General features: G+C 55.7%; 23 protein-coding genes and 1 pseudogene. 4 read left to right on the forward strand and 20 right to left on the reverse strand.

What is annotated here, in order from left to right:
* The first annotated feature begins 46 nt into the window (after positions 1 to 46).
* Positions 47 to 3,694 carry a transporter substrate-binding domain-containing protein gene (locus CKW07_RS07120; protein WP_095144234.1) on the forward strand — a complete coding sequence of 1,216 codons (3,648 nt, stop codon included), beginning with the start codon at positions 47 to 49 and terminating at the stop codon, positions 3,692 to 3,694.
* Between the two features lie 49 nt (positions 3,695 to 3,743).
* Here the strand turns inward: CKW07_RS07120 and CKW07_RS07125 are convergent, their stop codons facing one another.
* The 4 genes from CKW07_RS07125 to CKW07_RS07140 form a co-directional block, all read right to left on the reverse strand.
* Entirely contained in the window at positions 3,744 to 4,469 is a 726-nt protein-coding gene (locus tag CKW07_RS07125) for a tyrosine-protein phosphatase (RefSeq protein ID WP_095144235.1), read from the reverse strand.
* On the reverse strand, positions 4,469 to 6,691 hold the full coding sequence (locus tag CKW07_RS07130) for a polysaccharide biosynthesis tyrosine autokinase (protein WP_095144236.1): 2,223 nt from the start codon (positions 6,689 to 6,691) through the stop codon (positions 4,469 to 4,471). Before CKW07_RS07130 ends, CKW07_RS07125 begins: the two co-directional genes overlap by 1 nt.
* Before the next feature lie 63 nt (positions 6,692 to 6,754).
* Positions 6,755 to 7,294, reverse strand: a complete 540-nt coding sequence (locus tag CKW07_RS07135; protein ID WP_095144237.1) for a polysaccharide biosynthesis/export family protein — start codon at positions 7,292 to 7,294, stop codon at positions 6,755 to 6,757.
* 321 nt (positions 7,295 to 7,615) lie between these two features.
* A complete protein-coding gene (locus CKW07_RS07140) occupies positions 7,616 to 8,860 on the reverse strand; it encodes an EAL domain-containing protein (protein ID WP_095144238.1) in 1,245 nt (414 codons plus the stop codon).
* A 658-nt stretch (positions 8,861 to 9,518) separates the two neighbouring features.
* Between CKW07_RS07140 and CKW07_RS07145 the strand changes: the two genes are divergently transcribed.
* On the forward strand, positions 9,519 to 10,400 hold the full coding sequence (locus CKW07_RS07145; RefSeq protein ID WP_176465290.1) for a nucleoside deaminase: 882 nt from the start codon (positions 9,519 to 9,521) through the stop codon (positions 10,398 to 10,400).
* A gap of 439 nt (positions 10,401 to 10,839) precedes the next feature.
* Here CKW07_RS07145 and CKW07_RS25690 read toward each other — a convergent pair.
* A pseudogene (locus tag CKW07_RS25690) lies at positions 10,840 to 11,024 on the reverse strand (IS630 family transposase); the annotation flags it as partial.
* Between the two features lie 352 nt (positions 11,025 to 11,376).
* Between CKW07_RS25690 and CKW07_RS07150 the strand changes: the two are divergent.
* Together CKW07_RS07150 and CKW07_RS07155 are read left to right on the forward strand one after the other, a co-directional pair.
* The gene (locus tag CKW07_RS07150; RefSeq protein ID WP_095144240.1) at positions 11,377 to 12,273 is read left to right on the forward strand and encodes a winged helix-turn-helix domain-containing protein; all 897 of its coding nucleotides are present in this window, start codon (positions 11,377 to 11,379) and stop codon (positions 12,271 to 12,273) included.
* Entirely contained in the window at positions 12,270 to 12,728 is a 459-nt protein-coding gene (locus CKW07_RS07155; protein WP_095144241.1) for a hypothetical protein, read from the forward strand. Before CKW07_RS07150 ends, CKW07_RS07155 begins: the two co-directional genes overlap by 4 nt.
* A 524-nt stretch (positions 12,729 to 13,252) precedes the next feature.
* On the opposite strand, the gene CKW07_RS25185 is transcribed toward CKW07_RS07155, so the two are convergent.
* The 15 genes from CKW07_RS25185 to CKW07_RS07225 form a co-directional block, all read right to left on the reverse strand.
* The gene (locus CKW07_RS25185; RefSeq protein WP_141234432.1) at positions 13,253 to 13,594 is read right to left on the reverse strand and encodes a hypothetical protein; all 342 of its coding nucleotides are present in this window, start codon (positions 13,592 to 13,594) and stop codon (positions 13,253 to 13,255) included.
* A 220-nt stretch (positions 13,595 to 13,814) separates the two neighbouring features.
* Complete coding sequence (locus CKW07_RS07160; RefSeq protein ID WP_095144242.1) at positions 13,815 to 14,441, reverse strand: response regulator transcription factor; 627 nt, start codon at positions 14,439 to 14,441, stop codon at positions 13,815 to 13,817.
* A gap of 713 nt (positions 14,442 to 15,154) precedes the next feature.
* Entirely contained in the window at positions 15,155 to 15,538 is a 384-nt protein-coding gene (locus CKW07_RS07165; RefSeq protein WP_256577029.1) for a hypothetical protein, read from the reverse strand.
* A 10-nt stretch (positions 15,539 to 15,548) separates the two neighbouring features.
* Positions 15,549 to 16,061 carry a hypothetical protein gene (locus tag CKW07_RS07170; protein ID WP_095144243.1) on the reverse strand — a complete coding sequence of 171 codons (513 nt, stop codon included), beginning with the start codon at positions 16,059 to 16,061 and terminating at the stop codon, positions 15,549 to 15,551.
* Positions 16,058 to 16,903 carry a hypothetical protein gene (locus tag CKW07_RS07175; RefSeq protein ID WP_095144244.1) on the reverse strand — a complete coding sequence of 282 codons (846 nt, stop codon included), beginning with the start codon at positions 16,901 to 16,903 and terminating at the stop codon, positions 16,058 to 16,060. Before CKW07_RS07175 ends, CKW07_RS07170 begins: the two co-directional genes overlap by 4 nt.
* Positions 16,896 to 18,035 carry a hypothetical protein gene (locus tag CKW07_RS07180; protein WP_095144245.1) on the reverse strand — a complete coding sequence of 380 codons (1,140 nt, stop codon included), beginning with the start codon at positions 18,033 to 18,035 and terminating at the stop codon, positions 16,896 to 16,898. The genes CKW07_RS07175 and CKW07_RS07180 overlap by 8 nt, the downstream gene beginning before the upstream one ends.
* Complete coding sequence (locus CKW07_RS07185) at positions 18,032 to 19,594, reverse strand: class I adenylate-forming enzyme family protein (RefSeq protein ID WP_095144246.1); 1,563 nt, start codon at positions 19,592 to 19,594, stop codon at positions 18,032 to 18,034. The genes CKW07_RS07180 and CKW07_RS07185 overlap by 4 nt, the downstream gene beginning before the upstream one ends.
* A gap of 11 nt (positions 19,595 to 19,605) precedes the next feature.
* Complete coding sequence (locus CKW07_RS07190; protein WP_176465291.1) at positions 19,606 to 20,325, reverse strand: outer membrane lipoprotein-sorting protein; 720 nt, start codon at positions 20,323 to 20,325, stop codon at positions 19,606 to 19,608.
* A gap of 4 nt (positions 20,326 to 20,329) precedes the next feature.
* Positions 20,330 to 21,547, reverse strand: a complete 1,218-nt coding sequence (locus tag CKW07_RS07195; RefSeq protein ID WP_095144248.1) for an FtsX-like permease family protein — start codon at positions 21,545 to 21,547, stop codon at positions 20,330 to 20,332.
* The gene (locus tag CKW07_RS07200; protein ID WP_095144249.1) at positions 21,547 to 21,900 is read right to left on the reverse strand and encodes a hypothetical protein; all 354 of its coding nucleotides are present in this window, start codon (positions 21,898 to 21,900) and stop codon (positions 21,547 to 21,549) included. The genes CKW07_RS07195 and CKW07_RS07200 overlap by 1 nt, the downstream gene beginning before the upstream one ends.
* A 31-nt stretch (positions 21,901 to 21,931) precedes the next feature.
* On the reverse strand, positions 21,932 to 22,165 hold the full coding sequence (locus CKW07_RS07205) for a phosphopantetheine-binding protein (RefSeq protein ID WP_095144250.1): 234 nt from the start codon (positions 22,163 to 22,165) through the stop codon (positions 21,932 to 21,934).
* Positions 22,166 to 22,180: 15 nt separating this feature from the next.
* Positions 22,181 to 23,008, reverse strand: a complete 828-nt coding sequence (locus tag CKW07_RS07210; protein WP_095144251.1) for an ABC transporter permease — start codon at positions 23,006 to 23,008, stop codon at positions 22,181 to 22,183.
* The gene (locus tag CKW07_RS07215; RefSeq protein ID WP_095144252.1) at positions 23,001 to 23,948 is read right to left on the reverse strand and encodes an ATP-binding cassette domain-containing protein; all 948 of its coding nucleotides are present in this window, start codon (positions 23,946 to 23,948) and stop codon (positions 23,001 to 23,003) included. Before CKW07_RS07215 ends, CKW07_RS07210 begins: the two co-directional genes overlap by 8 nt.
* Position 23,949: 1 nt before the next feature.
* The gene (locus tag CKW07_RS07220; RefSeq protein WP_095144253.1) at positions 23,950 to 25,287 is read right to left on the reverse strand and encodes a methylaspartate mutase; all 1,338 of its coding nucleotides are present in this window, start codon (positions 25,285 to 25,287) and stop codon (positions 23,950 to 23,952) included.
* Positions 25,284 to 25,718 carry a cobalamin B12-binding domain-containing protein gene (locus CKW07_RS07225; protein WP_095144254.1) on the reverse strand — a complete coding sequence of 145 codons (435 nt, stop codon included), beginning with the start codon at positions 25,716 to 25,718 and terminating at the stop codon, positions 25,284 to 25,286. The genes CKW07_RS07220 and CKW07_RS07225 overlap by 4 nt, the downstream gene beginning before the upstream one ends.
* Positions 25,719 to 25,722 lie beyond the last annotated feature (4 nt).

A 25,722-nucleotide genomic window follows, 5' to 3' on the forward strand; every position in this document is an offset into this window, starting at 1 on the left:
TCTATAAATGCAAGAGTCTGGCAGCGGGCATCGGCAAGGAAAAAGCATGAAGTATGTTTGGATATTAATTCTTTCCTGCGTTGTATTTAATTATGCCTCAGCCAACAATAACCCGGTGGTACTGAACGTTGTTGGTCGCTCGGTTATTGAATCTGATCAGTTCTCTCTCAACCAAAGCGATACCCAGTGGTTGGCAAAGAAAGCCACCTTACGCATCGGCATATCCGACCCTGACTACCCTCCTCTCGATATCACTACCCATACTAAAGAATTCGAGGGCATTACCGCCGACTATTCCGCACTACTTGGGCAGCTTCTCAAAGTCCGGGTCGAGATATACAGCTTTCCAGACCGCACCACGCTGATTGAGGCGCTCAAGCGCCGCGACATTGACCTGATCGGATCGGCCAACGCCTATGAAGCAGTGGATCCGCAGCTTATGCTCTCGGCGCCTTACATGCTCGACCAACCCACTATCATCACGCGTATTGAAGATGATGTCGCAACTGACGAGAGCCTGGCTGGCAAAAAAATTGCGATGCTTTACCATTACCTGCCTTTAGCGACCGTTCAGGGCTTTTATCCCCAAGCGCAGATCGTGCTCTACCCCTCCATACTCAATGCCATCGGTGCGGTCGCGTTCGGCGATGCTGACGTATATTTGGGCGATACGGTTACTGCCAATTACCTGATCAATAAAAGTTACCTGAGCACTGTTCAGATGACTGACTTCTCAAGGCTGGAAGCCAACAACTTCTCTTTTGCGCTGCTGCGTTCAAACGCGCAACTTAAACGCGTGGTCGACCAGGCGCTTGAAGCCATTCCCTCCAGCGAACGCATCGCCATTGTCCAGCGCTGGCAAGCAGGCGGTGTCAGTATTTCGGGGCGCAACTCGATCAAGTTCAGTGTTGAAGAACAAGAATGGCTGACACAGCATGGCCAGTTGAAAGTTTTGTTCAACGAAGACTACTTGCCCTTCTCCTTCGTCGATGAAAATGGTCAGTCCAAGGGATTGACGGTTGATGTACTGAAGAAGATCAGCCAGAGAACCGGCCTGCGCTTTGAAACTGGCCGCGGATCCTCGGTCAACCAAATGATTGCCGAGCTCAACGCCGGCAGGTTCGATATTGTCGCTTCGCTGACACAAAGCCCAGACCGGGAAAAGCTGGTCAACTTCAGTCGCCCGTACCTGGCAACACCGCTGGTGCTCGTGACACGCACCAGATCCGACGCGCCTCATAACCTTGAAGAGCTGGCAGGCAAGAAACTGGCCGTGGTCTATGGCAACGTCAACTTGTCGCTGCTTGCACGTAAATATCCGCACGTACAGCTTGTGCCGGCCAACAATCTAAATGAAGCATTCGCCATGGTCGTTCAAGGAAAAGCGGATGCAACCCTCAGTTCGTTGATCAGTGCGCGCTACATCATCGCCAGGACCTACCCGGACGCACTCAAGATAGCCTCGACCACCGGCACCAAAGCAGGCCAGGTCGCCTTCGCGGTCAGCAAAGAAGCCCCCGAGCTGTTGTCGATACTCAATAAATCATTGCTGAGTATCTCACCCGAGGAAATGGATGAGATCACCAATCGGTGGCGCCGCGCGGTTGTCGTCGAAGACAGCTACTGGACTCGACACCGTGAAACCATCTATCAAGGCCTGGTTGTAGCTGCATTGCTACTGCTGGGCATCTTCGTGTGGATCACTTCGTTGAAGCGCGAAGTGTCCAAGCGCAAACTCGCCGAGCGCGCACTCAACGACAAACTCGAGTTCGAGCGCGTGTTGCTCAATGGCACCCCGCACCCGATCTATGCCAGGGACCGCGATGCGCGCTTGTTACTGTGCAACAAAGCCTACCTCGATACCTTCAGCGTCAGCGACGGCGCGCCCCTCGAGGGCACGACCGTCGAACAAAGCCTGCTACTCGATCCAGCCCAGGCCGCTGAATACAATAAAAGCTTTTTTGAAGTGATGGCCTCTGGCGAGCCTAGATTCGAAGATCGCCTGCTCAGACTTCCCTGTGGCGAGACACTCACGATCTATCACTGGATGCTGCCCTATCGTGCTAGCGATGGCGCCGTCAAAGGGCTGATTGGTGGTTGGCTCGATGTGAGTGAACGCCAGGACCTGATCCAACAACTGCACGCTGCCAAGAATGACGCCGATAACGCCAGCCGGGCGAAAACGACCTTCCTTGCCACCATGAGCCATGAAATCCGCACACCTCTGAATGCGGTGATTGGGATGCTGGAAATGGCGTCAAAAACCGCCGAGCAAGGCGTTTTTGACCGGGCAGCCATCGATATCGCCTCGGAAGCCGCACAAGGGCTGCTCGATCTGATCGGCGACATACTTGATATCGCGCGCATTGAGGCGGGACAACTCAGCCTGACCCCCCAGCAGGCAAACCTGCGCGACCTGTTGATGTCGATCGTGCGTATTTTCTATGGCCCGGCGACACAGAAATCACTGCAGCTGGTCACTCATATCGACCCTTCGGTCGACCAGCTTGTACTCATCGACCCCGCGAGCTTCAAGCAAGTGTTGGCCAACCTGCTGAGCAACGCAATCAAGTTCACCGCCCAAGGCTCGGTCAACCTTTCGGCAAGCGCGACACTTCACCCCACAGAACGAACCTTGAGCCTGGAAGTTAAGGTCGAGGACAGCGGCATTGGTATTTCTGTCGCCGACCAACAACGCCTGTTCAGGCCTTTCTCCCAGGTTAAGAGCGCTCAACAGCTGTCTGACAGCGGCTCGGGTCTTGGCCTGGTCATCAGTCGGGCATTGGTAGAAATGATGGGGGGAACACTCGAGCTGGTCAGCCAGGAGGGTGTGGGCACCCTGATCACAGTCAGGATCGATCTGCCGCTTCAGAACGCTCTCCATGTCGAAGCTTTAGCCTCGCAACAGCAGACGCCAGAAGTACTGGCTGCCGATTGCCCGCTGAACATCCTGATTGTCGATGACTACATGGCCAATCGTATCCTGCTTATCCGCCAACTGAGTTACCTGGGCCATCATGTCAGCGAAGCCTGCGATGGTGTCGAAGCACTAGAACTATGGCACGAAGCTCCCTTCGACGTGATCATCACCGACTGCAATATGCCCAACATGGACGGGTATGAACTGGCACGAAACATACGTCAGCAGGAACAGCAAAGAAACGAACCTGGCTGCCTGCTGCTGGGCTTCACTGCCAACGCAGTGCCTGAGGAACGGCAAAATTGCCTGGATGCCGGGATGGATGACTGCCTGTTCAAACCCATCAGCCTGAGCACCCTGAGCAACAGATTGCTGGCGCTCTGCAACGAGTATAACGATGGGTTCAATGATGGCGAACTGTCAGGTGATCAACTTCACGCCCACCTGATGCGCTTGGCTGTTGCAGACGAGACGGCGATGCAAGCCCTCTGGTCAGAGTTGGAGCGCAGTACCGCGAACAACCTGCTTGAACTGCAAAAGTTACTCGATCAGCGTGACACCAAAGGAATGGCCAAGCTCGCCCATCAGATCAAGGGCAGTGCACTGATACTGAAATATGAAGCGCTCAATATCAGTTGCACCAATATGGAAATAGCCTGCCGAGACAACGTGGATACTGAGACGCTGACGGTCACGGCAGGCGTAGTCTCCAACTGCATGCAAAGCCTGTTGGTTTTGTTGCAAGAGGGGAAGGTGTCAACCAAAGATCCGTAGAAGTGGGCTTGCGCCGCGAGAAGACCCTGAGAGCCTGCATATCGCACGACTATGCAAAAAGCCCCTGCGCTATTTCCCACGGAGTATCATGCACCAGGGCATGGGCCTTGCGGTCTCCAATAAGCTGTGCCGCGCATTGATGTGCTTGAGCGAGAACTGCAGGACGGTGCCGCACGTTGTGACCATCACTTGCCAGTACGTGCACGACTCCTTGCTCCAGCAAGTCACGGGCAACTGACTGAACCTGCTGACCAAAATAACCTGTCAGGGAGGCTCCGGTCACCTGCAACAAACACCCTCGTGCGACAAACGGCCTGAGCCTCGCCGGATTTCGCATCACAGCCTTGTTGCGCTCAGGGTGCGCGATCATCGCAACGATGCCCTTAGCCAACAACCAATCGATCAGATGCTCTGCGGCATACGGGATTTGTCCATGGGGAAACTCAAGCAGGACCACCCTCCTACCTTCCCACTCCCCCATAAAGGGCAATGATTGCGACTCAATTGCTGCCGGCAGGTGGTCGCCGAATCGTACTTCTGCGGCAGCAGCGATGCGCAAGGCAATGTCGGCTTCAAACAGTGCTACTTTCATTCGGGCACACGCGGCTTGAATTCCTGAAACGCTGTTGTCGTGGCGCCCGGGGTGCATATGAGGTGTGCATACGATTGTTTTTATACCGTCTGCCACCGCCATGCGCGCCAGATCCAGCGCGGCTTCAAGGTCAATCGAGCCATCATCCAGACCCGGGAGCATGTGATTATGTAGGTCGATCATCAGGTCGGGCTGTCGCTATAGCTGTAGTAGTCGTAGTAACCGTCGTAACGGCCACCCTTGGAACCCGCTGCCGTAACATCGACCTGGTTGAGCACAATGCCTTTGACCGGTGCATTGCCTTGTAACAACTGGCCAATTCCTTTGTGGACGAGAGGTACCGCGGTCGCATCGGACTTGACGACATAAAGTACAAAGTCCGCCAGTGTGGACATCAACAGCGCATCGCTGACGGCGAGGCATGGCGGAGTATCAATAACAATGCGTTGATAGCGTTCACTCAGTTGTTCCAGTAGCTGGGAAAACAAGGGAGACGCCAGCAGCTCCTGCGGGTTAGGTGGCACGGTGCCCGCTGCCAATACATCCACCCCGTCAGCCTGCTGAATGCAATCGTCCAGAGATGCAGTGCCGGCGAGCAAGTTAGCCAGCCCCGGCGAACCAATGGGCAACTGAAAATGCTTCGCTAGCATGGGACGGCGCAAGTCTGCATCAATCAGCAATACTTTCTCCATCTGCCCCAGGGCGCATGCAAGGTTAGTAGACACCGTGGTCTTGCCTTCGCCAGGTATGGATGACGTGACCAGCAGAACCTTGTGCGGTTGCTTGAGATCGCTAAGCACGATGCCGGTACGCATTGTCCGGATAGACTCGCTGAAGCGCCTATCCAGCTCTCGACTGTAAAGTTGCCACAACTCGCAGCCAAGCTTTGTGGACAACCGCGGAGCAACGCCGAGTACCGGAATGTTCAACTGCTCTTCGACCTGATCCACACTTTTGAAGGTGTTGTTCAATGCCTCGAACAATAGTGTCAACGCGGCCGCCAGGATGAGGCTCAACAGTGCGGTGAGGGTGACGACCAGGACTTTGCGTTGCCCCACTGGCATCGTCGGTACGATCGCGGGGTCAACGATACGCACGCTGACGATATCCAGGTCGGAAGTGGCCGCAGTTTCCTTCAAACGATTGGCGAAGGCGTTATACAGCGAGCGATTGGCGTCCACCTCACTCTTTAGCTCACGCAATTTGAATTCCTTGCGAGAGACGCTCTGTTGCTGTGACTGAACGCGGTTGAATGACGCTTGCAGGGTCTTTTGGTTGGCAACCGCAAGCTGGTAGTTACGCTCGATACCTGCTACCACTTGCACGATCTGCCCGTGCAGGCTGGCGGAGGCCGCATTCAATTCGGCGCGCACAGCTTCCATCTGCGGATGTTGCGCTCCGTAGCGCTTGGAACGCTCCTCAACCTTGGCCCGCGCCTTGGTCTCATCTGCCTTGAGTTGCTGAATCAGTGGATGACCGAGCACTGCCGGAACAGCTGCCAGCTTTTCCCAGTTGCCACGATTGGCCTGAACCTGGCGATATTGGCTTTCGGCTTCCGCATACTTGAGCCGGGCATCGATCAACCGGTCACCGGTGCGCGCCAGTTCCGTCGCGCTGATCGTCGACACACCACCTACATCGACCAAATTCTCCGCCTCCCGATAACGCTGCAGACGTTCTTCCGAGACTTTGAGTTGCTCGCGTAGGCTCACCAACCGGCCATTCATCCAGGCGCTGGCCCCGGCAGAGACTTCCACAGCCGCCTCCATTTGGCTCTCGATCAATTCCTTGGCCAAGGCGTTGGCAGCTTTTGCCGCCATGTGCGGGTCGCTCATTTCGACCTGCACCTTCACCAGCGTGCTGTTGCCTTGGCGTATAACCTTGATGCGAGTCATGAATGCCCGCGTCACTTCATCAAACCGAAGTACCTCAAGCTCTTCAGGTGTAGGTGGCTCAAGCGCTGCTCCGCTCGGAACAAGTTTGCGAATGTCGAGCGCACTGAGCAGTTTCTTCAGCAAGGCAAATGCCCCCTCCTGTTCCTTCGCGAAAAACTCGGGATGGGCGACCAGGTTCAGTTGACGAACCACGCGTTCGGCCAAAGCCCGGGACTTGAAGAGTTCAAGCTGGGTGGGCAGGTATTCGCTACTTACGGTATCCCTGCCGTAAACATGTTCGATCGAGCCAACCGATGAAGGCTTACCCTCGATCAGAACGGTTGTCTCAGCCCTATAGGTCGGTGTAACCGTCAATAGGGAAAGGCCGACCAACAGGCTGGGCAGCATCGAAAAACCAACAATGGCCCACTTACGCCGCCAGAGAGCTTTCCAGAACTTGAGTAGATCAATCTCATCAGACATTTCAAGACCCGGGGGATTCGGCTTGCGTGAAAGAAGGTTACTTTGCATATAAATCTCACCTTGAAATTTTCTTAATACTGAGGACGAAAACACGCGCCGTTACCGTGATTACTAAAAGACACCCCGAGCAATGGTGACGGCGTTTCCCGGCAAAAGTGGTGAGTCGAACGAGCCTTTATGCGTTTGCGTGACCGAGCCCTGATCTCGACCGATGGTCATTCGGCTTTCAGAGCCACGTTTGGTCAGGCCGCCCGCGAGGGCGACAGCACGCCTCAGTGTCAGCCCAGCCTGATAGGGGTAAACGCCCGGGCTGCGCACTTCGCCGCTGATAAAAAACTGCCGGTAGCGCGGCACACTAACCGACACCCTTGGGTCGACCAGGTAGTCACCACGCAATTTGTCGGCAATCAGCTGCTCGATCTGCGCTGCAGTCTTGCCCTGCGCATTGAGATCCCCAATAAAGGGATAAGTAAAACTGCCCGCGTCAGTTAATCGAAGATCATTAAAGCTCAGGTCCTGCTCACCCACTACATCGATACGTATAACATCACCTGAAGACAACCTGTATTGGGAGCTCCCTTGAGCCAATATCAAAGGGCTCTTGAAAAATAGCAGCCCGATCAGGACATGAAAAAACATCGACGGCTTCATAAACTTAAACACTCTTGAAAGACTAACCGCTGATGAGTAGTAACATCGCGCACTCATCTTGAAAGGCCTCAGATGATGGGAGCTAAATTGCTCTCAGCGACCAGAAGCATTCAATTACCCCATGGCCAATTGCGCAAAAGCAATGCCATTACTTTGTTTCTCATAATGAAAGTTGAACCGCTGAATACTTGAGGATATGGTTAACCCCAAGCGAGGGAAATTACATACTCAGTTTCCACGCACGCGGTGTTTGTGTCTGCAAGAAAAATCCTAACCTGCACGGACGGGCGTTTGGACTAGTGTTTGATGCCCTACGCATGCTTACACTGCCTTAACTAGGCCACCGAGATTGGTGCGCTCTTCAATCCAACACAACAGGTCGACCTCACTCATGGGGCGCGCAATGAAATACCCCTGTACGGTTAGCCCTCCCAATTCCTGCAAGGCGCGATAGTCACACGCTGTTTCCACACCTTCGACCACCACGCTCAAGGCCATTTTTTGCGCCATAAACAGAGCCCCGGCGACCACTGAGGCCTTGCGTCCATTGTCGCCAATGCCACGCACGAACTCTGCGGGGATTTTCAACTCGGAAAATGGTAGTTGCAGCAAACGCTGAATGTTCGACGCGCCGGTGCCAAAGTCATCAATCGACAGATGGCAGCCCTGCATGCGTAAGCGCAATAGACCTTCCAGGTGTGCAGCCGTAGTCTGCAACGACGGGTTTTCGACAATCTCCAACGTGAGCACGTTGGCAGGTAGCCCGAAGCGCCCCAACAGCGCCAATACTTGCCGAGCAAAATCATCCCGCTCGATCATCGACGGTGGGATATTGACCGATACTGGCAGGCGTTCACCGCGCTCGCGCAGCACTCGCGAGGACAACGTCAACGCCAGTTCCAGCATCCGCCAGGTTAACGGTTCAATCAGCCCGGCACTCTCCACTGCGCCCATGAATTGACCGGGTGACATCAACCCATGGATAGGATGTTGCCAACGGACCAACGCTTCCACACCTGCCAGTTGCCCCTCAAGACTGACTTTGGGCTGGTAATAGGCAACCCATTGCTCAAACATACCCGCGCCACTGATGCGCTGACCGGGAGCAAGCTGATGTAACTCTTCCAATGAAAACCGCTGTGATATCTGCTTCAGTGGCAGTGATTGAGCGTCTTGAGCAACAAGATTCTGATAAGTCTCCAGCAACTGGCACAACGCTTCAAGCGACATGGGTTTGCACAAACTACCAAGCACTAAAATTCCCTGTGATCGGGCGAAATGGGCCGCACCGTCAAGTATGCTTTGGTCAGTGCCACTCAGGATGATTAGCGCACGAGCCAAGCGGTATTTGGCCAAAAACCGTATCATGTCGAGGCCATCCTGGCCGTCCATCTGCAAATCGCAAATGGCAATATCGACCCCTCCTCGATTGGCTAGTGCTTGCTGGGCGACCTCCACACTGTCCGCCGTCAGCACATTGAAGACCTGAATGGCATTTAGCATCTTGTGTAAGGCCATTAACTGGAAAGCGTTATCTTCAAGAACCAGCACATTCAGTGAGCGCAACGCAACACCTCTATAATTTAAGTGGTTTTATCCAAGGCTAATTTAGCCGCTCAGCGAAAGTTACCCGCGCCGGGGAAAGACGCCACAGTTTATACCCTCTCACTACGACCAATTAAGCACTAAATATAGCTAGGCTCGGGCCGCTGTTATCTCCAAGAGTGCGATTATCACCCACTCGGACTGCCTTGGAATGCAAGAAATTTCTTAATCTTCAGCAATCTCATCCTCATGGGCAGTTTGCCCTGGGAGACAGCTTAAGAAATTTCTTGCAGACAAAAAAAACACTGTGCCAGAAACTAACCAGGTTGCTCCACGTTAGGCACCTTTATGCCCCCGGCCCAGGGGGCTTTTTTTTACTGAAAACCTTCGTTGATGTGGTACCACCGCGCCCGCAATAGTCATCTGTTCGGTCTCCCGTGCACTGTAGCCAATCAGCAAAAGCGACTTCGTTGCAAGGGGTGTTTGCCCCGCAGATATGGGGACTGCCCATTGAGCCTCGCGCGCGGAAAATTTTTCTAGCGAAAATCATCTGTTGCGGCGACACCTGTGGGATATGCAGTGGCATCTAACTGATTCGCTTGTTTGCCGTGCCGAGCATGTCGAATTTAGGCACTCTGGATGCCTGTTCGCCCCAACAAACATAATTAGGACAGCCAAATTGAAAAGCCTCCTCGTACTCACGATATCCCTACTATCAATTGCCTACGAAACAGCCGAAGCATCGCTAACATGCAAATTTTTCTTTCATGAGTCTGGGCGGTCTCATCACTATTCCTACGCGGAACGACCAGAGTTTGTTGGCGAAAAAAAAACCAGAGCTTACATCCCGTCATGCGATTTATTAGGGCGGGGCAGTATTGCAGCCAAGATGGAGAAAGATGAAATTTTTTCCCTTCTGGCAATGGCCATGGTCGAAAAAGACTGGCAAGCAGGCGTTAACGGACGGGGCCACAATATAGGTTCAATTCTCGTTAATAACTCAAACAAACCAGTATTTTGGGCAAGAAACTCCATAAGAAAGCACGACGACGCCACGCAGCATGGCGAGGTTCGTCTGATGCAGGGCTTCTTAAAGTGCCCGGGTGTAGGCAAATATGTCAAAGGATATAGCGTCTATACCACACTAGAGCCATGTGCCATGTGTTCGGGGATGCTCGCAATGACTCAAGTTGATCGTGTCATCTACCTACAACGAGATCCGGCCTATGGAGGTATCGGTGAGAGACTTAAGAATAGCAAATACCCTCGAACTTATGAAGAATACACGCCTAACCAGTTGACTCAAAAAAATAAACTTGAGCGTGAATTTGAGGTCTTTCAAAAAAAAAATAACAGCATTACAGATTTTCTGCTTACGGACGAAGCTCATCGAATCTTCATGTCGGCTGGGCGTGCATTATCAGAATATCAGACCTCCCACCCTGAAAATGAGCAAATACTAAACTCAGCACGAGCCTACCTATCGAAAATTACGGAAGGAAAATATGACGAGCACGCTATGGGAAGCTGCCCGACTTTTAATGATTCGCAGGCAAGTTAGTGCCATTTTAGCAACTTTCTAGAAAGTTGGTAATTCCATCCTATCCGCCAGATAACGCTGGGTGTACATCCGCGCAATCGCAGGATGCAGATCAATGATACACCGACGTCAGAGGCAAACGAGTCTGAATGTGCTATCTAGTATTCATCGTCATAGCCGTAATCATTGCCACCCTTGGTGTAGCGCTATTTGGTTGGTATAGCCACCTGCAAGACGACGAGGATGACGTAGTCTAGTAGGGGCAAGTCCAGGTCTGAAAGACTCCCATCTCCAGGGATGGTCTGAAGTAGCCATGTAGTTCGGGCTGACTTCAGCCTCCGCCAATGTTGAAAACGACGAATCGATCAAAGATATTATCCGATGTTATTTTTCGAATACTGGAATTATAGGAGTGAACAGCATGACAACCAGGACGTGGTGAACCAGTCCTGACTCCACAACAGGTAATTGTGAGGGATGACAAACCGATCAAGCGCGCGATCTCTATCCGTGAGCACCTTGTGCTGCCTAGCAGCACAAGCACTTGGGCGCGACGGCCGTCGCGCTGGCTGATGGTGACCGAAGGTACTGGCGGCTCAGCTCGGCTTGCTCTCCTGAGCCGAGGACAATTTCTTGGGCGTTCACTTGTGTCCCCCCCGAGCGCTGAATGGCAGGGAAAGTCTAGCCAAGATTGCAGGAAAGTTATTTCGAGAACCGCACACTAGCGAAGGTCTTCAATCTGCAATGGCCGGATTGCGAGAAGAAAACGCGCTCTTTTTTGGCCAAAATTCGTGAATTGATGTAAATTGACATCTATTGACTTCACGTTTTGAGAGTCCTGCTTGATAGTTCTCACAGGTCCATCAAGCAGGTTGTCAAGCAATGTGCACACTCGACATGGAAGAAAGGATACTCCTCGCCATTACTCCCTCAGGATATTAGCCACTGCATCATTTTTGGATGCTGTTTTTACCTTGCATCTTTCTAAGGCAGAAGCATGACCTACACAAATGTACAAGAGCCTCACCTTCCCTTAGAGTCACCTCAGAATCTTGATATTGAAAGTCCAACCGTGGCCACACAACCTTGTGGCAGCCATGTGATTCGCGGTACCAAAAAAGAACACTATATTCATTTCGCATCCAAATGCCAGTTGCTAACGTTTTATCTTCGAGAAAAACCAACCTCTAGGATAGAGATCAGTTTTTCAGCTTCTCGCTTGCTCGAACTGTTAATTCTTAGAGCGGATACCATTGTCGCGCGAGAGGATATTTTGGCATATGCCTGGCCTGGTCGTGTAGTCACTCAAAGTAGTTTAAATCAAGCTATTTCAGGCATAAGAGAGCAACTGGGTGACGAAACCGCCAAGGAAATTATACAAACGATGCCTCGTCGCGGGTATCAATTCAACTCTCGGTTTCTCATTAGTCCCTCGGAGTGGCCAGTATTGCAGCATGACATTAATTTGGCTGCTACCGTAGTCCCACCTCCCCCATGCGCAACTGAACTGAGCATAAAATGCAATGCCCGGCGCCTCCGCATTCCACTTCTAATATTGGCTGCAACTTTATTTGCGGCACTTATTTGGCGTTTTAACTACGCGCTATTGATGCAGCCCGGCCTGGTCACCAGCATTCAATATATCGGCAACCAAAGCATTCTATATACGGCACCCGACAAAAAACAGCTCGTTACTTTACAAGCCGATGTCATGCACTTACGGGACAGGTTAGTGTCGCGTTCCGAGTCGCCAAGCACCCTATTGTTCAATCGCATGCACAACTTCCTTGATGTCATTTGCATCAATCAGTCTGGCGAAGTGTTTTCCATGCTCGTGCACCAGTCCCAATTATCAAAAATCACTGATCATCACCTATTGGCATGTGTGAAATGATTCATTCAAACCGCTGGCTCTATGTATTGATATTTTTTCTGGTTCTGGCTCATGCCGTCTATTTTGTTTTAGAACGACATCATCTCTCAGGCTCTTATTTCTCCCATGGCATTGTTTTATTGGAAAGCGGCGAATCGCTCCCCCAAAGCTCGCGCCTGCAGTTTCAAAAAAACACCATCTACGACTTTCAACAGGTCGATGGCTCTTCGAGTCTTTTGCCCCTCAAAGTAAATGACAGCATTCGTAGTAGTTTCTTTTTAACGACCACATCCCAAAACCAGAGCCTGAACAAGATGCTAGCAAAATATGCCAGCAGTCAGCTGGCATACAATCAAGCTTACTATGCCAAGGAAAATATGCCGCTTACGCTTTATCGACTCCCCACCGACACAAACAATTTTTGCGCGTATATAGTTGAGCTGCAGAAACTGCGCTGCTTTGGAGTGGCGCATTAGGGCTACCCGACTCCTGATGTCGAGTTGCGGCGGAAAATGTTGAACGTCATGCCCTCGCCCGCCACTTGCGGCCCGACAATCGTCGGTTGGCCGTGATCGGTCTTGCCAAAACACCAGGCAGGGCGAGTTTCCAGCTTGACCGGGTCTGGTTGAGAGCCACCATGGTTTTTTCCAGTGGCAACAGGAACGACGGCAAGGCCGAGGTGATGTGCCCGATAAACGTAGTGAGGCCGTCGGCATGGCATAATCGGGAAGCCGGTCGTACAACTGCTGGACATGCTCGTCGATGGGCGTCGGCGACTCCGGCACGCGTATGCTGGAGAACAGCGTTTACAACGTTTGCTGGTCTATCCCGGGGTTGAATCCCGGGTAGCCGAAGAACGCCACGGGATGCCGGCTGATGCTCTGTTCCTGGCACGTCAACAGTTCCTGGGCGGCTGTCGTTGGCTGAACAGTTGCTGCAGTGCCTGCTATGCCCCCTGCTCAGCCACAAGGTCGAGCGGCTCGGCCGAAAACCAGCACCGTCACAGGATTTTCCCGTCCAGCTTGGTCAGCACATCACCGGGGCCGACCTCCTTGAACTGAGCGCCCCCGCCGCGCGCATTCGAAACATCGAATCCTTCCACATCACCGAACTGCATAACAGCGCCGACAGGAGCGCCACCAGGCTGTCGTCGGTGTAGAGCCCAGCGTCGATTTTGGACAGCACCGGCACTTTCAAGGGAGAAAAGCGAATCCCCTGGAGTAACCCGGCAAACACTGACTTTCAGCGGCACATAGGCGATGCCTAATTGCCGTGTCACCTTGTAGGCCAGCGCACCACCCGAGGAATAACCGCCCAGGAAATAAAATCGGATAAAAACCATCCAGGCTGCCTTTTTCCAGCCACACAGGCATCCCCCATTAGTTGGGCCAATCCACATGGGGCTGCCCCGATACCACACTAAGTTTGCGCAAGCGGGTTGCCGTATCAGGTGAATTCTTGTGAATTTTGCGAGTGCCGATCTGCCAGCTCAGTCCTGAGCCAGGCCTTTGGCTCGCCTGTGTGCTATCAGGACATTCGTCAGACGCTTGATGGCGTCCAGTTCATATCAGTTGGTTTCTTTTGGCCATATCGGCCAAATGCACCAACGAGGTGACTCCGAGCTTTTCGATAATCCGGGCCTTATAGGTACTGACGGTTTTATTGCTCAGCATCAGATGATTGGCAATTTTCATATTATCAAAGCCTGCAGCCAGCTGAATGAAGATGCTCATTTCGCGATTTGACAGACTTTTCAGCAAGGTTCGCTCTGATGATTCAGCTTCTTTGCTACACACCGAGCCATGCGTTATTTGCGGGAAAAACGTATAACCGGAACTGACTACATTGATCGCCTTCAATAGTTCGTCAGGGTCTTGAATCTTAGACAGAAAACCGACGGCACCGGCTTTCATGCAGCGCATGGAATAGAACTCGGCGGGATGGCAACTCAACACTAGCACTTTGCTCACCACCCCCAGTTCATTCAGGCGATGCAAGACCATTAAACCGTCGAGTTTGGGTATAGAGATATCCAGGATAATCAATTGTGGCCTGTGCTCAAGCGCCAGCTGAATAGCGTCAACCCCGTTGTCGGCTTGTGCAACCACACGGTGATTGCTCTGCTCTAGCAGCACCTTCAACGCTGAGCGAATGAAAGGATGGTCATCCACGATCATGGCACTACGCATATGTTCCTCCGAACTTTTCTACCGGGCATTGGCCGCGAGCAAACTCGTGGACCCAGTCAAGATTGAACAATACATATCGACTTCCCTGTGCCCATATTTTATACAATTGCTCTGCGGGCTGTGTACAGGCGTTATTAACGACTGCCAGCGAATCTATCGAACTAGAGTCGAGCCTGCTCAGCAATGTAAGCTCTAGAGCGCATTCCGAACGAACCACCATTCTCAACTGCCGCTGGATGCGTGAGAGGCATGAGTTGGTGGCCGCCATCTTGTTTGTGATCAACGACTACCCGGGCGCCTGGAATGCCCCCCAACTAAGAGAGTCCGAATGAGTCATTATTCGCTGTATCAATATTTCCAGCAAGTATTTTATCCTTAAAAATAATGTTTGAGGAAACTCCGATCAACTACCTGTGAGCACGCGACAAGTCGAAATACCCATCAACTGCTTTCGAGCCAGCAAAAGGTTCGAAAAGCGAACAGCATGGTCAACTAAGCGGTGGACGTTCACTTGCATTTCCCCGGACGCTGAACGGCCGCAGAAGAGTAGCCAATACCACAAAATAGTTACTTCTAGAACCTCGCACCTAAGTCCGTAACTGCGCTTCGAGATTTGTCGTGCATGTTTCGCTGTCATCGATATCAAGAACCAGACGCCACCCTTCACCCGCCGCCAAGACCGCTATCAACAGGCCTTGGCGTCCAGCACCAGGCTATTTGCAATGGTGGCTGAAGCTCGCAAGGCCTTGTTGAGCCGGCGAACCCTGGACTTTCAGACTGACACTCATGGCTACGGCCTGGGTTTCCATGGTACTCAACTGCTCAGCGATGCTTTTCAATCGCTCATCAATGATATTGACCTGTTTGTGCAATTGGTCGGCCTGCTCATACTTCTCCAGTAACTCCTGCCCGCCCTCCTGGCGGTAGGTCAGCTGAATACCGATCAGGTTCTCGCTGCCCATCACATTGCGCTGACTGGGGAAGTCATCGGCAGTAAAGGTGTGTTGGCCACTATTGAATAGCCGCAGGAAATCCACGAACGCGCGGTCCCCGGTCCAGTGCCGCGTCAGCTTGAAGTTGGCGAAGCCGATTTCCAAGGTTGACAGATCAAGTACTCACGTCTCCCTCCAAACCCAAACCTCGCAGCGCCTCGACGCAGACCCGAAAAGCCGGCTCGCCCAAGGCGCCCGGCCGGTGCAACGCTAGGCGAAACTCATTCTCGCCCTGCTCCATCGGGTGGCGAACGAAGCCTTCGTGCATGGTCAGAAACGGGATCCCCAATGCCCTCAGGCGCTGCGTTTCCACCGTCAGATCGGAGACTTTGAGAATGTCCTCACAGTTATAGGCCGGTGGAAACCGCGTCACGCCCGGCACCCGGCAGGTCATCAGGAGCTGCCGAAACTCCCCGTCCAACGTGCGGCGAATTTCAGTGAGCACCGCGTCCATCAGACGGTATTTCTGCACAAAGGTCAGCAGCACCGGAGCCCAGGTGGGTTTGGCGAAGGCCGCGTACGCAGCAAAATCGTCTTCCGTGGCGATCTGCGGCGGTAATAGCCCTGCCTGGGTGATTTCGTCCGGATACGGGCAGCGGTGCAAATGAGCGTTGAAGATCAGTGTCATGCCGCGATCTCCATCGGTTCCGGCACCTGCGGGCCGAACTGGAAAATGCCGTCTGCGGCCAATTGTATTTCGGCAAAGCACCAGTAGCCGTTAAGCGCCACCGAGGCCGCAAGAAAGCGCTCGTCAGCACCGATCTGCCCAGCGCCGTGACGCTGGAGAAGCGCCAGCCACGGATCAGAACCGAAACAGTGGCCATGCTCGTCGGTGAGATTAGGCAGTCGCCGATCCTCGGCGATCAATTTCGTGTACATCGCCGCGATGTTATGTGGGAAGAACGGCGGAATCAGGATCAGCCCGGCATCCTCCTGGCTGCAACGACGCATATCCAAGCAGAACTCGCCAAAGCCGTTGATCGATTTTGCAGTATGGCACTCGACCCGATCTTCACCTGAGAGACGAAACAACAGCGTCGCAAGTCCGAAACCCGAGTGGCCCCAATTCGGATTAGCGTGCCAGTAGCTCAGGTCGAAGACGTTCAGATCCAACACTGAGATTGCCACGTACTGATCGGGCTTGAGAAAGCGCTTCGCATAGCGCAAACAATAGCCCCACGAGGCGCACTCATAAGCGCAAACAAAGCTGTCGAACACCGGTGTATGGGGGCGCTGGGTGTGCGGACGGATCATTTCCCAATCAATCCAGCCTGATGTGAACGGCAGATCGAGCATCGTCGAGACCACGAAGTTCATACCGACCTGTTCTGGGTCGATCCCGGCGCAGGCGGCCTGCATCTGCGAGGATAACAACTCACCCAAGGCGCCAGCCACCGCCTGTGGGCCGCGAGAGGCAAAACCGGGCCACGCGTCGGTCTTGCGATAGAGCGCCGCACTGAGCTCAAGCATTGTCGTTCTCCTTGACCTTGGCGCACTCGCCCAACAGGAATGCAGAAGCCGCCCCCAGCCCCTGAAGCGCCTCAGGCGCATAGGTTCGACACCAAGCGCCGGCATCCGGAATAATTAGCAAATCGCCCGCAGCCAGCGTTCGCGGCATTACGCCAAAGACGTCACCCGACTGCCCCGATGCCCCGACGATGGTAGTTTCACGCACCTCGCCAGCATCCGCGGTCAGTACCCTCACCGGGCTACCCCTGCGCTGCTCGCCAGCCGCCTCACTCAGTAACAGCGCCGAGGCGAGGCTCGCGTCACAGATCGCGCGTTCGCCCTCGCCTATCCTGACGCTGTCCACCACACGCGTGACGAACACACCGGCGCGAGAAAAAGTCGTATCACCCGCCTCGTGCAGGGCGAGCCGGTTTGGCGGCAACTTGGCTAACGCCGCGCGATAGGCTTCAAGTCCGACACTGTCGTCAAGCGCCCCAGTCCACTCGCCTAGCAGCATCGTGGACAGCTGTGCGCCAATCTTCGCCTCGATTTCGCCGATCAACTCGTTCAAGGCCGCCAGGTTGTGCAATGCCTCCTCGGCGTCGAACTGCGCCCTCTGCAGTACGGCCACACCGCCTATGACGATGCCCGCCGCCAGCGCTGCATCAATCGCGGCGAATGCACCCGACCGATCCAACCCGCGATGACCGCCACCGCGACCGCCGAAAGCCATCGGATGCAGCCCCAGCAGCAGCGGCTTGACTTCACGTCGACCACGCAGCTCGGCCAGCAGCGATACCTGCCGCGGCGTCTCGACGATAATCCGATGCCCTGCCCCCAATGCGGCGCGCGCTAACTGCGGGTCGAGGTTCAGCGCATGCACATAGGCGTGCTCTGTAGCCCAGGCAATGACCATGTTCATCTCCGACCGTGACGCCGACACCACGCCGACGCGGACATCCTCGGGCAGCCGTGAGAGTAAGTCAGGCATCGGGCACGCGGCCAGTTGCATGACCAGCGGCGTACCCAGCAACGCCTCTACCGCCCGCATGTCCTGCGCGATCTGCTCGACCGAGTAGTAATAGGCAGGTGTCTTGAGCACTTGGTTTTCCAGAAGCTCGCGGGCCCAACCGGTGTAATTGACAGCACTCATTGGTCGTTTCCTTCCAGACCGCGCTCCAGGGCGCGGCGGTCGATCTTGCCGTTGGTCGTCGCAGGCCATCGGGTCACGAACACAATCTCGCGCGGCATCAGCGTCCGTGGTATGACACTGCGCAACTCATCGCGCACCACGTTGCGGCGGGCAAGATCGCTCTCACCTCGAATCTGCACGTACAGCACGGCGCGCTCATCGCCACTGTCCTCAGTGCGGCCAATCACCACCGCCGTCTCGACCGACGCCAGCTCCTCGGCCAACTCCTCAATATCGCGTGGAATCAGACAGTAGCCACCTTGCTTGATCAGGGACTTTGAGCGCCCCTTGAAGTAATGCAGGCCACGTGCATCGATACGGAACAGATCACCCGTGGCCAGCCAGTTGTCGGAACGGTAACGTCCAGGCAGCAAGCGCGCGCCGGCACCAGAGTCAGCGCCGCGGTACTCCTGCATCACCGAGCTCCCGCGCACCCACAGTTCACCTACCTCGTCCGCCTTTGTCTCGCGGTAACCGCCGCCCTCGGTTTCAACCACCACCCGCGCTTCCAGCCCCGCCATGGCTACGCCGACACTGCCCGGTGCGTCGGGGAAACGCGAGCGGTCACAATAGAGTGCTCGCTTACACTCAGTCAGGCCGTACATCGGGATGACGCTGGTGTTAGGGAAAACACTTTGTAATAACTCGATGCTGACTTCCGGCAAGTGGCCGCCCGTGTTGGTGATCAGTCGTACCGACGGCACCATCTTCTTGCGTATCTGCAGCATCCGGCCAATGCCAGACGTTAGCGCTGGTACCATCGGCAGCACCGTCGGCTGCATCGACTCAATCACCAGAGCGAGCTTGTTGACCGAGCGGTTGTCGTTGGCTACTACCAGCGTGCAACCAGTGAACAGGCTCAACAGCAACTGGTACAAGCCATAGTCGAAGAACAGCGGCGGAATCGCCAGAATACGATCCTGCTCAGTGATACCAAGATAGGTTGCGATCGCACGCAGCGCCGACATCACGCTGTGGTGCGTCAACACCACTCCCTTGGGGTTGCCGGAGGTGCCCGAGGTGAAAACCATCAGCGCCAGGTCTACACCGGTGATGCGCTTGGGACGCAGTAGCCGGATTACCGGCCGGGTACGCGGCTCGCCAAGCAGGCTCACCTTGCCGTCGGTGTCGACCATGGCGCGAGCATCAGCCTCGTGAGCGATCAGGGCACGCACGCCTGGCGCGCAGTCGGGGTCAATCGGGCAGACCACGCAACCTTTTTGCCAGAGCGCCAAAATCGCCGCGATGCTCGTCAGCGTGCTGGCTGCCTCCACCAACACTACATGGCCAGCCTCGACACCGGCTGCGGCGAGCTCGGTATAAGCTGCGTCCAAACGGGCGGAGTCCAGCGCCCCCCCCTCATGGTCCTGCACGCAGCCCTCACGGCCGTCACGGCGCATACCGCAGACCAGATCAGTCAGGCTTTGCGCCCACAGCGCAGTTGCGCTACCCGGCAGTTGGCCGGCGACGTCCAGGGAGGAGTGTTCGAACATACTCACGGGCACAACTTTAGTCGTCATCGTTGTTTACCTCAATAATTCAAGGGGTTTCGGATAGCGGCCGGCGCGAAGATTACCGCCGGCAAATCTGCCGTGCGATAGTGTGAGAACTCCATTACCGTGTAATTCGCACTGTTGCCCGGATCGAGCAGGATCAACTGGCGTAAGCGCTCACGGCCTCCGTCAACGTCGAACTTCACGTACTGCGCCACTTTCAATACCTTGCCGGAGCTGGCGAAGTGGTAGCTACGAAACGGCCGGTTACTCTGCTGCTCGAGCAAGAAGTCCACTCGCGGATACAGCACGCCCGGCTGCTTGGCTACCGCCGAGACCCGCTTGTAGTCGACCCCATCGACCACTTCGATCTTCAGTTCCTCGATGGTGTAAAGATCAAGGTCGATGTTGAGGATATCGCCGTTGCTAGCCTCCCCCATGAGTCGGTCGGCTGCCGAAATCCGCACCATACGCGAGGTGTTCGGCAGCGAAAGCCACATCTGCTGGCCAGAGAACAGGATGCGCCGACCCGCGTAAGCAGCTGGAGCGGTGAAGTCCACCAGCACTGCAGAAAAATTTCGAAACAGTACGCTCGATTGCTGCGTCGGCCCGGACTGTTTACCACCACGGAAGGTGGCAACGTGCATATTGAAAATGAACGGTTCATCGGCATATCCGCGGTACAGGCTCATCTCGCGAAGATCCGCCTCGGGATCCGCATGCACGAGCGCCGGCAGCAGGGCGAAGAACAGCAGCAAGACTCTAAACATGACGCAATGCTCCGACGATGGACGTATTGGCTGCCTTGATCGCCGGCAGCAGACTCGCTACGAACGCCACCAGTACCGCCAGCACACCAGCGAGGGTGAGATTGGGCCCAGTGACAATGAATCGCAGCGGATAGTCGACCGTGGAACCCGGCGGGGTCGGCATATTCAGTCCCGAGTTAGACAGCAACTCCGCCAGCCCCAGCGCCATCCCCATCCCCAACATCGAACCGACGATCCCCAGCAGCACGCCTTCTAGCGCATATTGCCTGGCTATCTCCAAGCGCTGATCACCGATGGCGCGGGCGATACCGATCTCACGAGTGCGCTCGACAACGCAGATGGCGATGGTGTTGGCCACGGCAAGCACCACGAACAACCCGATCGCCGCCTTGATCACCAGGAAGATGGTGCTGAACAGATCCACCACTTCGCTGTAGGTGGGCGCCAATGTCCGCCAGCCCTGAATTTCCAAGCCGTCCGACAGCACCGCCGCAGTGTCATCCACGAAGGTCTCGGTTGCATCGGTGTCCTCCAGCAACACCGCGATGCGAGTGATGCCATCGGTCATCAGGAAAGTCTGCGCGGTCTCTAGAGTGACGTACATCAGCCGGGCATCGCTTTCGCGCACGCCGGTGGACACCAGCCCGATCACCTCCAGATCGATGCCGTTGAGTGTGTTGTCTACGGTGCTACCGAGCAGCGTCACCGTGTCGCCCGGCTTAAAACCCAGCGCGTTGGCCAGCCCCACGCCCAGTAGGATGCCGTTGCTGTCGTCCTCGAACAGATCGCGGCCGGCGGTGATGCGCAGGCCCGAACTGACCAACGCCGAAGTGTCCGGGTCGACGCCGATCATCTGCCCGACCTGCGAGAACTCACCGTTACTGGCCATTACCGAAGTTTCCACCCGTGGCGTCGCTACCCGCACGCCGGGCTGGGCTTTCAGCGCCGCCAGCACCCCAGCGGCGGTTTCGGCCGGTATCAGCACACTGACTGACTGCAGGTTGCCGCGCGTCTGCAGCCCTTGAGCAAATATCTGCGCATGGCCGAGCCCGGACTGGATCATGCCGTCACGCATCCCGCGAAACATCGAGGTTGCGTAACCGTCGATCAGCACCACTAGCACCACGCCGCACAGGATATTTGCGATCACGAAAGCGGCCCGCCGTGGCGAAGCCAGGCTGTTACGCAACACCAGTTTGAGGGTGCGCATCACTCTACCGCTCCCACCGGCGCTGCCAACCAGCGTGCGATCTGCGGCCCCGCCTCGTACAGGCAGGTTAGATGATCGCCCGAAGACATACCGTGCCCCTGCAGGTCGGGCACCAGCACGGTGGTGCCACTGGCCTCGTGTATAGCCTTGGCAAGATCGAGGTAACCCACGTTCATATTGGCGCCGGCTCCATGAAAGAAAATCATGACCTGCGTCGTCTCAGCATCGTCGCCAAACAGACCGGCGAGCAGTGTCTCGAGATCACTCGTCGTGATCCGGACCCGAGTTTGCGGCAGGCAACGACCGCGCCGTATCGCTTCGGACACAAAATTCTCGTACATGAGCTCGTTCATGGAATTACTCCGATAAGACGTTACGCGGGAATCAGGCCAACAACAGGGATTGCATCTGTTCATCGAGTTCACGAATGGTCGTGTTCTCGTCGATATTGATGTCTTCGTAATTGGTGACTTGGGTGTAAATCTGCTGGCAGATAATCACCATCTCCACGATATTCATTGAGTCCACGCCAAGCTGCGACATCGGTGCATCTACGTCGATGTTCTTCAGCTCCAACATCTTTTCCATTTCTGCGGCGAACTGTTCGAGCGTTGTCATATCTTGTTTCCTCAATTATTTCGGCGATCCGTTCGCCAGGCTCCAGTTGAATTTGGCTGTAGCGAACCAGATAAGCGCAGCTCCGATCACCACCATCACTCCAATTGCCGGCGCCGTATCGAGCAGGGTCTGAGTTCCCGCGTACAGATCGCGCGCGTCGCTGACGAAGCGATAGATCGGTGAGAGTTCGACCACAGCCCGCATCCCAGGGGGCAGAATGGCCACCGGCAGGAACAGGTCCGACAGGAAGATGACCGGGATGTTGACGATATTGGCAACAGCATGGGCAGTCGCAGTACGATCGATCAGCGCGGCCAGCACCAGGCTCAAACCCAGCAGTACTAGGCTGCCAGCGGCCACATAGACCATGAACCCGCCGAGCCGACCGAGGCCAATACCGGTACCACCAGGCGCAGACGCAAGGTGTGAGAATCCCAGAGTGAAGACCGCGCAGAAGATCAACAGGATCAGCAGTCGCGCGGTGATGAAACCGAGGAAAAACGAACACTTGCCGAACGGCATCAGGTTGAATACCCGCAGGTTGCCGTTAGCGCGCTGCTCGACCAGTACCACCATGAAGCTGAACAGCGAAGTGGAGATCAGCGTCATCACCACTAACCCGCTAATCAAGTAATCGGCATAGCTCAGATGTGCGCCGGTCGGCGAGTCGCCACCGCCGAAGATTAGATTGAGGATAAAGAACAACATAATCGGGTAGATGAATGTCCAGAAGATCGCGACCGGCACATGCAAGTACGCGTCCGCCTCCATCCAGAAGAACGAGCGAACGATGCCAGCGTTAAGATCCGAAGGGGGGGCAGCAGTGGTATCGGTATTAGTCATTTCTCAGGCTTCCCAGAATGTCGGCGGCTCCGGTTTTCCAAACGGAGAACAGGGTCGTATCGGTGGTAGCGGCAAGCTCGACCAGCCTCGGGCGCAACTCGTCCTCGCCGTACACGGTCAGCCGACCGTTGCGGCGCTGCAGTCGGCGCAGGTAAAAAGTACCGTGCAGCGCCGCCTCGACGGCGTCGAGCACTTCCTGCGGCCCCTCGAAACGTGCCCCCAAGGTTCCGAAGCCATCTGCGACCAGAGTGTTCTTGTCGGCATGTGCCTCAACCCGGCCATTGGCGAGCATCAGCACTTCGTCGCATATCTCGACCACCGCCGCAGAGTGAGTCACGAATAACGCCGAGAACGCCTCATCGCGTGCCCGTGCATCCAACAGCGCCTCGGTGAAACGCGCTTCGTAGTACGGATCGAGGTTCGAGGTGGGTTCATCGAACAGCCCTGAGCGCGGTCGATGCGCCAGCGCCAGTGCCAACTGCAGCCGCTGCCGCTGCCCAGAGGACAGCTGCGAGAAACGCTGCTTGGCGAGCTCCGGCACACCGAAAAGTTCGAACACAGTGTCATCAGAAACGACATAGGCAGCGCGGTGCAGTTGGCAGATTCGACGTACGCTGTACTGCGGATTGAAGCTGGCATCCTGTAGTTGCACACCGATGTCATTGCGCTCCTGCAACGACCACTTGCCCGGCATCCCCCTACCCAGGCTGACCTCCCCGGACTGCGGCTTGAGCATGTTGGCGAGCAGGCTCAGCAGGGTCGATTTACCGGAACCATTTGCGCCAATCAGCGCTGTAAGCCGGCCCTCCGGCACCGTCAGCGAAGGGATCACCAGATCGAACTCCTGACTCGCCGTATAGTGGACATCGCGCACCTTGATCCACGGAGGTTGCGTCACCGGCACCAACGTGTTCAGTTGTTCTAAACTCAAATAGTCCATGTCATGCCCTCAACGTTGAGAAATAAAACAGAGAGTCGCGCACGGCTTCACTGAGCGAAGGGTGCTTATCGCCACCGGTGCAGGTCGCCCCGCGTAATGTTCGTTCGGAAAACGGCAGGTTGCCCGTCCGGCCAAAGCGGATTGCTCCTGCCGCATCGCGCACCGGGTAGATATCTCCCTGCGCCACCGGATTGGCAGGAAACGGGATATCCAGCCGACCGCTGGCGAACGCTTCCACCAGCGCGCCGACGATATCCGACGCCGACAGCACCGGCTCGACGATCTCAGAGGTCTCGGCCAGGATCTGCTCACGCTCGGCGACGATATGCGCTTGCGGTAGTGGCAGCGTGGCCAAACGACCGCTGAGCGCCGCGCGTGTGAGGCGCAGACCGGCAATATTGGACGACGCGGTCGGCACTCCGATGGCTTCGTGATAGGTCTTACAGATAATCTTGTGGGCGCCGCCGTAGAAGCCGGCCAACCCACCGGAGAAGATCAACCCGTCGGCGCTCGCCCGGTTTTGCGGGAACACCCCCATGAACTGATGCAACACCGGATGTACTGCTACGTCGACCGGCAGCCAGCGCGCGGCTAGTAGTGGGATCGCCTGTAACGCAGCAATGTCCTGAACCATATTGCCTCCTTGCGGAATGGCAATGGAGATGGACTTCACCCCCGCCCGCGCGGCCATCACCGCCTCGATAAAGGTGCAGGCGAGCGCGATCGAGGGTGGCACCGCCACGCCGGTGAGCGAGCCAAACATTTCCCGTTCGATAACCATGCCTGCGGCGGTGAAACGCGCAGCAGCATCATCAATTTCGGCCCAAGCGGCGAGAGACTGCTCGATAGGCACATCGCGGCAATACGGGATGTTGTATCCAATCGGGCCGCCCTCGAAACTCGAAAGTCCGGCGGCGAGGGTCTCGGCGAACAGACGCCGACCATCGTAGGAGCCATGCCGGACCTGCAGCGGCGCATCGATCGAGTCAGCCAGCGCCCGCACCGCGCGGTAGCCGTGCGCTACCAGCGGAAAGCCGTTGAGCCGGCTAGGATCGTCGGCTAGAATCTCTGCCGCGCGCTCGAAGCGCTCCAGCCGGGTATGGCTGTCGATAGTCAGGCTCAGGACCTCCGGCGCGGCACCCGCCTCCAGCTCCTGCAGTAGTGTTTTCATCTCCATCAGCCCACCTACTCCGCAGCGCGGCTGTACGATGGTGCGACCGGCGACGGCAGCCTCGGCCATGCGTTCGGCTACCGTTGGGCGCTTGCGGGCGAAGACATCGGCGAGGATTTCGTCGAGCGGCGGCAGATCGCTCGCCAGCCGCAGGCAGGGGAAGCTCATACCACTATCTCCAGCGGGTAGTCGCAAACCACTGTCTCAAACAGGTAGTCGATCAGGCTGTCGATAGTCGAGCAGACATGCGTCACGCCCACACTCCGCAGGCGCTCCTCGTGGATGGTCGAATCGCCAACACCGACGAAATAATGGCCGCCCAGGATCACCGGAATCTCGCTATCCGCGCCAAGCGCGTCGGACAGACCGATCAGATCGTCGTAGGCCGATCCGTTCTGGTTGCTGATCACGATTGCTTTGGCATTGGTGCTACGGGCCCGTTCGACGAAATCCGCCACGCTATTGAAACCGCGCATGTTTTCCACCCGAAAGCCGTTCTGTTCCAGACTCAATGCGATCAGGTAGATCGATACAACGTGCGCATCGCTTTCCGTGCCGCCGATGACGATAGTGCCGCGATGATTAAGTAACGCGTTCATATAT

The organism is Pseudomonas sp. Irchel s3b6, from assembly GCF_900187415.1.
GTDB lineage: Bacteria > Pseudomonadota > Gammaproteobacteria > Pseudomonadales > Pseudomonadaceae > Aquipseudomonas.